The sequence below is a fragment of the Lentimicrobiaceae bacterium genome (genome assembly GCA_028697555.1).
GTDB lineage: Bacteria > Bacteroidota > Bacteroidia > Bacteroidales > UBA4417 > UBA4417.
This window is the reverse complement of sequence record JAQVEX010000038.1, coordinates 14,915-27,357: the sequence shown is the minus strand read 5'-3', so window position 1 is coordinate 27,357 and position 12,443 is coordinate 14,915. Positions and strand designations below refer to the sequence as shown.

The following is a 12,443-nucleotide window of genomic DNA, read 5'->3' as shown; positions in this document are numbered from 1 at the left end:
TAATTGAAATTGCCGTTGGCTGTTGGCTGTTAGCCGTTAGCTAAACTTAACAAATAGCTAAAAGCCAATGGCTAATGGCTAAAAGCCTCATAACACGCAACACGAACCACGAACCACTAATTATCAAGCACCTCCAAAAGTTCTACATCGAAAATCAAAGTGGAGTTTGCCGGAATTTGAGGACTTACCTGACGTTCGCCGTAACCTAATTCGGAAGGAATAATTAAAACAGCTTTTTCGCCAACGCTCATATTGGCAACGCCTAAATCCCAACCTTTAATAACGTGTCCTACGCCAAGTGTAAATTGAAATGGTTCACCACGTTCAACTGAAGAATCGAATACAGTACCATTGAGCAATTTTCCTGTGTAATGAACCTTAACATTTTGTCCGGATTGCGGTTTTTTACCTTTACCGTCAGAAACTTTAGCGTAGTACAATCCGTTTTGTAACATTTTAGCTTTAGGATAATTTTCTTTTACATAGGTTTTAATCATGGCAACTTCTTCGGCTCTAGCTTTTTCCAATTCTTTTTGTCTTTTAATTTCTTTCTCTTTAAGCTCTTTTTCGAACTGAAGTTTAGTTTTAACACTAATAACCTCTACATCGTAAGCAATGGGAGTGTACGGTTCTATAAGGTAATCGCCGGTAATAGGATTTCTATAGCCGTCTTCGCCGAAAGCCAACGCCGAAGGAATAACAATTTTAGCAATGGAGCCTTTTTTAAGGGTTTTTATTGCCATATTAAAACCGCGAGTATCAACAGGTGTCCCGACTTTAAGAGTATAAGGGTCTTCTCTTTCGTCAGTAGTAAATATTTGTTTGCCGTCAACTGTTTTGATATTTAAAACAACTCCAATGTGGTCGCCGTCGTTAACAATACCACCTACGCCCGGTTCAACAAAGTGCATATAGTAACCCGAATCGTTTACCATGTTATTCATGTTGTTTGCAGCCAAATACTGTTCTATCCTTTCCATTTCGGTTCCTTTGCGTGTTTCTTTAAGTTTCATGTCGGCAGCTTCAAGTTCTTCAATTGTGGCACTGCTAAACACTTTAACTCCCACGTACAACGAAGTTGTACTATCCATAAAATCGGGCAAAGTAGGCGATTGCATGGTTTTGGTAATAAAATCGGCGGCATTTATCTTAAATATTGTGCTATCTCCAACACTCATAGTTCCAATTGCTTGGTAGATATCACCCGGATAAGAAGGCTCTAGAAGTTCGAGTTTTGAAACCACATTAAGGTGAGCCGAATCCATAAGCAGGCTGTCTTTACCGTTAATATTTACCCAATAGCTCAATGACAAAGTAACAATATCGCCAACATTAAGTTGTGCCGAATCTTTGCTATGAACCAATTGTTTGTACCTAATTCCGTCGGGTCCTTTCTTGAATCCGTCTTTGTTTGAACATGAGCTAATGCCAATGGTTACGACAAGTAAGCTCAATAAAAATAAGTGAAGTTTTTTCATATTAAGTTAGTTAAATTTATTTATTCAATTTTTATTAATTCTAATTTATAAATTATGCTGTTTTGTGGTGGAATTTCGTTGAAATCGCCTAAAATTCCGTGTGCTAAATAATACGGTATTATAAGTACCGCACTTTGCCCTTGCTTCATCATCATTATGCCTTCTTCCAAACCGTTTTCTACATCCGATTTTCCTATGACAAACACTTTGTTTGCAGAGTATTCGCTGGTGTATATAAGTTTACCTGTTAGCAATTCAACTCTGTAGCTGATGGTAACTTTTTGTCCGGGTTTTGCACATTCGCCCGTGCCTTTACCCGATATAATGTATCTGAGACCTGTAGGTGTTTCTTCAAAGGGAATGCCTCTGCGTTTTATCCAATCGTCTATAAGTTTGTTTTCTAATAACACCGCATCGGTATTGGTTTTAATCAGATTTTCGTCAAGCAACTCTTTGTCTATTTTCAATCCTTTATCATTGCTGTTTTTCTGCTTGCATGAAACAACAAACAATAAGGATAAAACGACTATCAACAAATACTTACAAAAATTCATGATAAATTTATTTGTTAAAATCACTAAGTGCGGTTTTAATTTCATTTTCGAGCAAAGGTAATATGTCCTCGAAATCCTTGATAGTTTCTTCCAAAGATTTGTACGAATCGCCACCCGACGCATTTTTATGACCGCCACCGCCAAAATATTTCGATGCTATAATATTTACCGACAAATCGCCTTTGCTGCGGAATGATATTCTGATTCTATCTTCCCTTTCGACAAACAAAACAGCCAAACAAACTTCTTTTATACTCAATGCGTAATTAACAAGTCCTTCGGTATCGCCTTGCTTGTATTCGTAGCGTTTAAGGTCGTTGCGACTTAGCCATATATATGCGGTATTGTACTGTGGTAGCACCTTTAAATTGCTACTTAAAGCAAATCCTAATAGTCTTAGTCGGTTTTCGGAATAGGTGTCGTAAACCTTTTTGTGTGCTTTATCAACATCAACGCCATAATCAATTAATTTGGAAACTGCTATAAAAGTTTCTTTATTATTACACGAATAAGCAAATGAGCCGGTATCTGTCATAATTCCTACAAATATATTTTCGGCTATTGCTTTATTAATGATTTTCTTTTGCAACTTGTTTTCAACTTCTATAAGCAAGTTAAATAAAAGCTCCGATGTTGACGATACATTTTGCTCAGAATAAACGTGATTGAAAGTATCGGCAGGGTCGAGATGATGGTCGATGAGGAAAAACGTTGCATCGCTTTTAAGCAATTCATCTTCAAATAAAATGACACGACTTAGCACGTTAAAATCTAAACAAAAAACAGCTTCAGCATTTTTTATTAAATAAAGACCTTGCTCCGTATCTTGCTTGTAATTCACTACGTCTTCGGAACCACTGAGCCACATCAAAAAATCAGGAATGTCATTCGGAACCAACACTTTTGCATCAACGTCAAAAGCTTTTAAAAACAAATACAAAGCTAATGACGAACCAACTGCATCGCCATCGGGGTTGTAATGCGTTGTGATAAGTACTTTTGGTTTTTTTTCAAGTACCTCTATAAAATTATTGATAAACGAAGATGTTAAACCGCTCAAGAGTTCTAAAATTTTGCCTGCAAATTTACAACATTATTTGAAACACAAATTACTTTTGCGCAGTATATTAATTTTCGAGCCAAACATACATAGGATATTATTGAAATTTGTAATACAAACTTTGCAAATACTTATTTCGGACAACATAAACATCTTTTTTTTAATAAAAATTACTTTCTTTGATTTTAATAGTATAACTTTGCATAAAAAATAAATTTCTTAATAACCATAATATAAATTAAATACTATGTCAGAGATAATCGGCGAAATAAAAGATTTGCTGCAACAGCAAAAAACCAACGATGTTAATACAATATCGAAAATAGGTTTTGTAGGCACAAGCAGAGTTAGCTGTGAAATAATTAAAACTGCGAGTAAAAGCGGTTTTGAAGTGTTGGCTTACAACAAAACCGAAGGAGAATCAAACAAAATTTTAGGTACCATCACGGAAATGCTCGATCAGGAAATTAATTGTTGGGGCATGACCGAAAGCGAAAAACGATTGATTTTATCGAGAATAAGTGTTACAAATCACATGTACGACCTAGCCGACAGCGATATTGTGATAGAATCTATAAGCAATTACAGAAAAGGTACAACACTCGAAAACAGAAGAAATGTTTTGAAAGACATTGAAAACGTTGTAAGAAATAATACCGTACTAGTTTCAAATTCGTCAACTATAATGGTTTCGGAGCTTGCAAGCGTACTTACAAATCCGTCACGACTAATAGGAATACACTTTATATCACCCATCAGTACGGCAAATATTGTCGAATTGGTCAGAAGTCAATACACCGACGACAAGAGTTACAATTACGCTTTAAGATTTTTAAAAATGCTTCAAAAAGAAGCTATAGAGATAGCCGAGTCCCCGGGCAATGTTTCATCTCGTATGAACTGCATTATCATCAATCAAGCCTGCGAAATTCTTATGGAAGGTGTAGCAACTATAGAAAACATCGACGAAATAATGAAAGTAAGCATGGGCTCGCAATACGGACCTTTTGAACTTGCCGACAAAATAGGTCTTAACAAACTACAACGACAAATGGATAATTTATACGACGAATTTGGAGTTCAAATTTTTAAATGCTCATCGATAATAAGACGACTTGTAAGAAGTGGAAAAATGGGGAAAGAATCAGGTCAGGGTTTCTACAAGTACGACTCTAACGGAAAAATTATAGGAACATCTGTTACATTTTCGGAAATAATGTAATCAAACTCCAATACACCAAACAAATAAATTATCAATATGAAAAATAAAAAATCAAAAAACATGAAAATAATAGTATTAAATTGCGGTAGCTCTTCGATAAAATATCAAGTTTTTGAAATGCCCGAAGAAAAAGTAATTGCAAAGGGTTTAGTTGACAAGATAGGACTTAAAGGAGCTTCAATAAAACATACAAAAGAAAACAACGACGTTGTAAAACTTTCAGGCGATATATTAGACCACCAAAGCGGAATTGAATATGTGCTGTCGTTACTCACAAATCCTAAGTTGGGTTGCATCAGCGACCTCAACGAAATAGGAGCAGTAGGACATCGCGTTGTACACGCAGGCGAAAAATTTAACGGTAGTGTAAGAATAACTCCCGAAGTTATTGATGCTCTTGAAGAGTGCGTTGATCTCGCTCCTCTGCACAATCCGCCAAACTTAGAGGGTATTTATTCAATGACTAAAATATTGCCTAATGTGCCTCAAGTTGGTGTGTTCGATACAGCTTTTCACCAGTCAATGCCCGAAATGAGTTATCTGTACGGAATACCATACTCATTATATGAAAAATACAAAATTCGTCGTTACGGATTTCACGGTTCAAGCCACCGATTTGTATCCAAAAGAGCTGCAGAACTATTAAACAAAGATATTAAAGATCTTAAAATTATTACTTGTCATCTCGGAAACGGTGCATCAATATGTGCCGTTAAAAACGGAAAATCTTTCGATACCTCTATGGGTATGACTCCGATTGAAGGAGTGGTTATGGGAACCAGATGCGGCGATATTGACGCAGGTGCTTTGCTGTTCATTGCATCAAAAGAGCAAATAGGCATTAATAATACCAACTCTCTTATAAACAAACATAGCGGTATGCTCGGATTATCCGGAGTTTCATCAGACATGAGAGATGTTGAATCTGCTGCATCAAACGGAAATCAACAAGCAATTACAGCTTTAGAAGTATATCATTACCGTATTAAAAAATATATAGGCTCGTATATTGCTGCTATGGGTGGAGTTGATGCTATTGTCTTTACAGGTGGAGTTGGCGAAAATGCTTGGAAAACCAGAGAACTTGTTTGTAAAGATATGGAATTTATGGGAATTGAAATCGACACCAAAATCAATACCAACCTAAGGGGCAAAGATGCAATAATATCTACAAGCGAATCGCCTGTTAAAATTATGATAATACCAACTAACGAAGAGCTTGTTATAGCGCAAGATACATATCAAATTGTAACAAGCTGATTTCTAATACGCAACATGTTTTAATTAGAAAGGGAGACGCAAATCGTCTCCTTTTTTATGCCTTTAATTTTTAAATCCGATATTTTGTTTAACTTTGCAATAAAATATTAATCAAACAAACAAGGTGTGCAACAAACATGAAACAACTGTAAACGTGTGAGTTGCATTTATCCTTAAACTAAAAAATCACATACATATGAGAATTAAACTATTATTTTTAACACTGATGACACTATTTGTATTAAGTTCGTGTAACAACAAAAAAGACGTAACCTCCGGCGATGATTTTTCGTTCTTTTCAGAAAAATTTGCCGACCTCAACATTCTTAGATATCAAGTTCCGGGTTTCGATGAGCTGACACCTCAGCAACAAGAACTTATATACTATTTAAGCGAAGCTACAAAATGCGGACGCGACATCCTTTTCGACCAAAACGGTAAGTATAACTTAGCTGTCAGACGCACCTTAGAAAACATTTACCAAACCTACAACGGAGAAAAATCCGGAGAAGATTGGGAAAATTTTGTTGTTTATTTGAAAAGAATTTGGTTTAGCAACGGAATTTACCATCACTACGCCTCAGATAAAATTATGCCCGAATTTTCTAAAGAATACTTCAATACCTTGGTAGAAAATTCAGACCAAACATTATTTCCTGTTAAAGAAGGCGAAACTGTTGCTGACCTCGTTAAAACACTAGAACCTGTAATGTTTGACCCCAACTATCTGCCCAAAGGTGTTAACCTGCAAGAAGGTGTTGATATAGTTCAAACTTCTGCCGTAAACTTCTACGAAGGCATTACACAAAAAGAAGTTGAAAAATTCTACGACAACATGGAGCAGCCCGACCCCGAAAGACCGCTTTCGTTAGGACTAAACTCAAGAGTTTATAAAGAAAACGGAGTGATTAAAGAAGACGTTTATAAACTTGGCGGCAGATATTCGGAAGCAATAGAAAAAATCATTTACTGGTTGGAAAAAGCTATTACCGTTGCCGAAAATGAACAACAAAAAGTCGGTTTTGAAAAACTTATTGAGTACTACAAAACAGGTTGTTTGAAAACTTGGGACGATTACAACGTTATTTGGGTTCAAGACTTAGAAAGCAATGTTGACTATGTAAACGGTTTTATCGAAACTTACGGCGATCCTTTCAGCAGAAAGGCAACATGGGAAGCTATAGTTAATTTCAAAAATATTGAAGCTACTAAAAGAACCAAAATTATAAGCGAAAATGCTCAATGGTTCGAAGATAACTCGCCTATTGATCCTCGCTTTAAAAAAGAAACAGTTAAAGGTGTTTCGGCAAAAGTTATTACTGTTGCTCAACTTGGCGGCGACTGCCACCCATCAACACCTATAGGTATCAACTTGCCCAACGCCGATTGGATTAGAAGAGACTACGGTTCTAAATCAGTAACTATAGAAAACATAACATATGCCTACGGCAAAGCCGCTGAAGGTAACGGATTCCTAGAAGAATTTACTCACGAACAAGACGTTATTAAAAGAAGTAAAGAGTACGGCTCTTTAGCCGGCAATGTTCACACCGACCTACACGAGTGCTTAGGACACGGCTCGGGACAATTGTTACCCGGAACCTCTAGCGAAGCTCTTAAAAACTACTCAAGTGCCTTGGAAGAAACTCGTGCCGACTTGTTCGCTCTTTATTATATAATGGATGACAAAGTTGTTGAATTGGGAATAATTCCGAATAAAGAAGCTGCAAAAGCCGAATACGACTCGTACATCAGAAACGGTTTGATGACTCAGCTTACTCGCATACAGCCCGGTAAAGATATAGAGCAAGCCCACATGCGCAACAGACAAACTATTGCTAACTGGAGCTACGAAAACGGCAAAGCCGATAATGTTATCGAAAAATACATTGTTGATGGAAAAACTTACATTAAAATTAACGACTACGATAAACTTCGCCAGCTATTTGGTAAACTTCTTGCCGAAGTTCAAAGAATTAAATCGGAAGGCGATTATGAAGCAGGTAAAAATTTAGTTGAAACTTACGGTATTAAAGTTGATCAAGAATTGCATAAAGAAGTTTTGGAACGCTACGCAAAACTTAATATAGCTCCATACAGTGGATTTATTAATCCCGAAATTCAGATGGTTGAAGAAAACGGTACCAAAAAGGTAACCATCAGCTATCCCGACGACTTTGCAACTCAAATGCTAAACTATTCAAATAATTATTCTTTCTTACCTACCTGGTAAAAAAATAATTTTGTAAAAATTTTTAAGGGGCTGACTCAAAATAAAAACGAGTCAGCCCCTTTTGTTTTATGCGTTTTAGCATATAATTAGCAAACCGAAAAATTGTCAATTTGAAAATTTTTAATTGCAAAGCTGCTGTTGGTTATTGGCTCTTGGCTCTTAGCCATTGGCTTTTGGCAGATGCGTGGTTCGGGTTGCGGGTTGCGGGTTTTAGAAGTTAGAAATCAGAAATTAGAAATTTAGAGTATTTGTTAATACTAATACATACTTCTACCTTCTGACTTCTAATTTCTAACTTTACCAGCCAACAGCTAACAGCCCCGAGACTTCGGGGGCTAACGGCTTTAACACAAGCCACATAACGGCGTTTTTTTCAAGACTTTATCAAACAACAATAAAAAAATATTAAAAAAAATTTGCTAGTTAATAAAATTGCAATACTTTTGTGATATCAAAATAATATCATTTTAAACTTAAAAACAAACGCACATGAAAACAAAAGAAGAAATTTATTCCGGTCTGAAACTATCCGGAATTGGAATGGTTATAGCTAATTTTATCTTCCTAATCGGAATAATAGTATTAGTTGCCAATGTTGTTAACTCACCAATACTAAGCCCTGGTGCAATGGTGTTTTTCCTATTACTATCGGTATTTTTGTTTGCCGTTAACACTTTATTTTGGTTCGGTTTTATGCTTATAGAACCCAACGAAGCGCGCGTGCTCATATTTTTTGGTAAATATGTTGGCACGGTAAAACAAAACGGATTTTTTTGGGTAAATCCTTTATTTAGCAAGAAGAAATTAACCCTAAGAGCCAGAAACTTAGATGCCGAGCCAATCAAGGTTAACGATAAAGCCGGTAACCCAATAATGATAGGAATGGTAGTAGTATGGAAAGTTGTTGACACCTACAAAGCATCGTTTGAAATAGACAACAAATCTATGATGTCGAGCGTAATGGGTACAGGCGTGCGCGACAGTGTAAACGACAAGATGAGAGCTTACGAAAACTTTGTACAAATTCAGAGCGATGCTGCACTACGCTACGTAGCCGGATTGTATCCCTACGACCATCTACAGTCGGAAGAATCGGACGAGCTTACTTTACGTTCGGGTGGCGACGAGATGAACGAAATTCTTGAAAAACAAATTAACGACCGCCTTGCTATTGCCGGAATAGAAGTAATAGAAGCACGCGTAAACTACATTGCTTACGCTCCCGAAATAGCTGCTGTTATGCTACGTCGTCAACAAGCTAACGCAATTATTGCTGCTCGCGAAAAAATTGTAGAAGGTGCTGTAGGAATGGTACAAATAGCTTTGAAAAAACTATCGGAAGAAAATGTTATTGAATTAGACGACGATAAAAAAGCAGCAATGGTAAGCAATTTGATGGTAGTACTATGCGGCGAAGAAAACGCACAACCAATAGTAAATACCGGAACCTTGTATCAGTAAAAACAATATGACTAGAAGTAAAATTCTGTACACCGAAACGCAACGATTTTCAAATTGGCAACTGTGGGTAATTATTATCGGATTTATCGCTTTAATTATTTACGCTATCGTTAATAATTATACTGCACAACAGCAATTAAACAATAACTGTTCAAGATCTTCAATGATATTACAAACAGTTATACCTTTGCTAATAGTTATTATACTAATCGTTTTCGTTTTTATAACCAAGATGAATACTGCTATTGGATCCGATGGTGTATATGTAAGATATTTCCCATTTCATAGAAGGTATAAGTTTTTTGCTTGGGACGATATACAAGAAGCATACATACGCAAATACAAACCAGTAAAAGAATACGGCGGCTGGGGATTGAGAAGACACAAAAGTTTTGAAGTGAAATTTAAAAGCGGAAAAGACATAGCTTACAACGTGAGTGGAAATATGGGGTTACAGTTGGTTCTTAAAAACGGAAAGAAAATATTAATCGGTACGCGTAAACCCGAGTTGGTACAGGAAGCATTGGAAAAAGTAAAAAATTATCAGCAAATTGGCAAAAACATCTAAAAATAAAAGTTTTGTTTTGCGCATTGATGCAGAAACAATGGAAGCAATTGAAAAATGGGCTGCTGACGAATTTCGCAGCACCAACGGGCAAATTGCGTACTTGTTAGACCAAGCTCTGAAAGATAGCGGCAGAATGCCTAAAAAAAAGCAAAATAAAAACGAGTAGTATATTTAATTGGTAATTTGTGCCTTAAAAGACGTGTATTTCGGCTGAATGAGTTGGTGAATGGTGTATGGTGGTCGGTGAATGGTGTTATTGGATGTTGACTTCATAAGCCCGTATGTTTCAGGTCTTAAGCCATTGGCTAATGATTATCAATTGCTCATTTCACATTGTTAATTGCTAATTGCCACGTAACCCGCAACCCGAAACACGTAACACAATTAATTTCCCCAAATAGTCTCAACAATTGATTACATTTGCCGACTAAAAACAAAAATATGGCAACAAAAGAAAAATTGTGGACGGCTAGCTTTATATACATGTGTATAGCTAACTTTTTCCTGTTTTTTACTTTTTATCTGCTCTTGCCTATAATGCCTTTTTACCTTATCGAAGAGTTTGACGTAAGCAAAACAATAGTAGGGTTGGTTTTATCGTCGTACACAATTGCGGCTCTAATCATACGACCTATTGCAGCGTATTTTCTAGACATGATAAACAGAAAACCAATATATCTAATTGCATACATTGCATTTGTAGCTGTTTTTGTAGGATATTTGTACGCTTCAATGTTGCTGTTGTTTATACTTGTAAGGGTTTTTCACGGTATAACTTTTGGTAGCGTTACAACAGCAAGTAGCAGCTTGGTTATAGATATAATGCCTGCATCAAGGCGGGGCGAAGGCTTGGGATATTTTGGAACCACAAACAACGTGGCTATGGCAATGGGACCTATGCTTTCAATGCTTATTTACGAGACTTATTCGGCTAAGGCGGTTTTTGTGTTCGCTATTTGTACCGGAATTGTAGGCTTTATATTTGCTACACTTATAAAATGTACAAAAGAAGTTGAAAAAACTAAAAATCAGCCTTTGTCATTAGACAGATTTTTTTGGCCCAAAGGATTATATGCAGGAATATGCTTGTTTTTAATGGCATTTCCATACGCGTCTATAACGTCCTACATACCCATTTATGCCGAAGAGTTGCAACTTGCAAATATTGGAATTTACTTCACTCTTTTGGCTGCCGGACTTATTTCTGTTCGTTTGTTTTCGGGAAAACTTGTAGACAAAGGGTATTTGCCGGCAGTTATTAAAGTTGGAACCGTTATAGGTATTTTCGCCTTTTTACTATTGGCGCTAATTTACTACTTGAAAGATAGTGTCGATATAGCAAATCTCCGATTAATATTTTTATCATCAGCTGTTTTTGTCGGTTTTGCCTATGGATTGATATTTCCTGCGTACAACACCCTGTTTGTAAATATTGCACCGAACAACAAACGGGCAAGTGCAACTTCAACATACCTTACATCTTGGGATTTGGGAATAGGTACCGGATTGGTTATTGGCGGAAAAATATCCGATTACCTCACAGGAATGTCGCTCACATACTTTGTGGGCTCAATGTCAGTTGTGCTATCATTGACCTTATTCATTTTCATCGCCAAACCGCATTTTTTGAGAAACAAATGTAGGTAGTGGTGGGTGGTGGGTGGGTGGTGATTGGTGGTCGGTGAAGGGTGGTGGGTGTCATGTCCTGAAATTTCGAGACAACTCGTAACACGCAACACGAACCACGTACCCCGCAACCCAAAGCGCCACAGAGTTTAACCTTACATCCATTTTCGGCACTTCGATACGCCTTCGGCACTCAGCGACCGAAAATGTCAAACCCGAAACATTCCGAAACTTCTAGATAACACGTAACCCGCACCACGTAACCCGTAACCCGCAACCCTATTCTTTAATCGTAAGTTTAAAACCTATACCGTGTACGTTAATAATTTCAACATTCGGGTCTTTACTAAGAATTTTGCGAAGTTTGGTAATGTACACGTCCATGCTTCTGGCGTTAAAGTAGCTATCGTTTTGCCAAATTCTGTTAAGAGCAAAACTACGTTCTAAGGTTTCGTTTTTGAACTGACAGAACAAATTCAGCAACTCCGATTCTTTGGAAGTTAGCTTTTGAGTTTCGCCTTCAAAGGTTATAGTCTGATGATTATAGTCGAAAATATATTTCCCTATTTCATAAACACCTTCTTCTTTACCCATATCAGGTTCCGAACGCCTTAATATAGCTTCCATTCTTGCCTTAAGTTCTTCCATGCTAAACGGTTTGGTTACGTAGTCATCAGCTCCCGACTGGAATCCCCTAAGTTTGTCTTCTTCCATCGATTTAGCCGTTAAGAACAATATAGGTACTTTTTTATCAAATTGTCTAATCTCTTGTGCTACTGTTATCCCGTCTTTTTTTGGCATCATAATATCCAATATGCATAAGTTGAACGGTGTTTTCAAAAACATATCAATAGCTTCTTGACCATTAGTACAAAGTTGGACATCAAATCCTTTTGCTATCAGATAATTACTCAAAATATTGCCTAAATTTTGGTCATCTTCAGCTAATAAAATCGTCAAATTTCTTTTTGTTAACATAAT

11 protein-coding genes are annotated in these 12,443 nt (G+C 36.7%); 7 read left to right on the top strand and 4 right to left on the bottom strand.

From position 1 onward, the window contains the following. Positions 1 to 116 precede the first annotated feature (116 nt). The 3 genes from PHP31_07140 to PHP31_07130 are packed head-to-tail and all read right to left on the bottom strand — an operon-like array spanning position 117 to position 3,092. A complete protein-coding gene (locus PHP31_07140; protein MDD3739053.1) occupies positions 117 to 1,478 on the bottom strand; it encodes an FKBP-type peptidyl-prolyl cis-trans isomerase in 1,362 nt (453 codons plus the stop codon). A gap of 20 nt (positions 1,479 to 1,498) precedes the next feature. Continuing rightward, on the bottom strand, positions 1,499 to 2,032 hold the full coding sequence (locus PHP31_07135; protein ID MDD3739052.1) for an FKBP-type peptidyl-prolyl cis-trans isomerase: 534 nt from the start codon (positions 2,030 to 2,032) through the stop codon (positions 1,499 to 1,501). A 7-nt stretch (positions 2,033 to 2,039) separates the two neighbouring features. Continuing rightward, the gene (locus PHP31_07130; GenBank protein ID MDD3739051.1) at positions 2,040 to 3,092 is read right to left on the bottom strand and encodes a bifunctional oligoribonuclease/PAP phosphatase NrnA; all 1,053 of its coding nucleotides are present in this window, start codon (positions 3,090 to 3,092) and stop codon (positions 2,040 to 2,042) included. Between the two features lie 247 nt (positions 3,093 to 3,339). On the opposite strand from PHP31_07130, the gene PHP31_07125 reads away from it, so the two are divergent. From PHP31_07125 to PHP31_07095, 7 genes are all read left to right on the top strand, one after another. Next, on the top strand, positions 3,340 to 4,314 hold the full coding sequence (locus PHP31_07125) for a 3-hydroxyacyl-CoA dehydrogenase NAD-binding domain-containing protein (protein MDD3739050.1): 975 nt from the start codon (positions 3,340 to 3,342) through the stop codon (positions 4,312 to 4,314). A gap of 60 nt (positions 4,315 to 4,374) precedes the next feature. After that, positions 4,375 to 5,574, top strand: coding sequence for an acetate kinase (locus PHP31_07120; GenBank protein MDD3739049.1), 1,200 nt, complete (start codon positions 4,375 to 4,377; stop codon positions 5,572 to 5,574). A gap of 196 nt (positions 5,575 to 5,770) precedes the next feature. Then, positions 5,771 to 7,807 carry a dihydrofolate reductase gene (locus PHP31_07115; GenBank protein MDD3739048.1) on the top strand — a complete coding sequence of 679 codons (2,037 nt, stop codon included), beginning with the start codon at positions 5,771 to 5,773 and terminating at the stop codon, positions 7,805 to 7,807. A 489-nt stretch (positions 7,808 to 8,296) separates the two neighbouring features. Further along, on the top strand, positions 8,297 to 9,268 hold the full coding sequence (locus PHP31_07110) for an SPFH domain-containing protein (protein MDD3739047.1): 972 nt from the start codon (positions 8,297 to 8,299) through the stop codon (positions 9,266 to 9,268). A gap of 7 nt (positions 9,269 to 9,275) precedes the next feature. Further along, a complete protein-coding gene (locus PHP31_07105) occupies positions 9,276 to 9,836 on the top strand; it encodes a hypothetical protein (protein ID MDD3739046.1) in 561 nt (186 codons plus the stop codon). A gap of 37 nt (positions 9,837 to 9,873) precedes the next feature. Next, positions 9,874 to 10,002, top strand: a complete 129-nt coding sequence (locus PHP31_07100; GenBank protein MDD3739045.1) for a hypothetical protein — start codon at positions 9,874 to 9,876, stop codon at positions 10,000 to 10,002. A 275-nt stretch (positions 10,003 to 10,277) separates the two neighbouring features. Next, complete coding sequence (locus tag PHP31_07095; GenBank protein MDD3739044.1) at positions 10,278 to 11,483, top strand: MFS transporter; 1,206 nt, start codon at positions 10,278 to 10,280, stop codon at positions 11,481 to 11,483. Positions 11,484 to 11,741: 258 nt separating this feature from the next. Here the strand turns inward: PHP31_07095 and PHP31_07090 are convergent, their stop codons facing one another. Further along, complete coding sequence (locus PHP31_07090; protein MDD3739043.1) at positions 11,742 to 12,440, bottom strand: response regulator transcription factor; 699 nt, start codon at positions 12,438 to 12,440, stop codon at positions 11,742 to 11,744. Between the last annotated feature and the right edge of the window lie 3 nt (positions 12,441 to 12,443).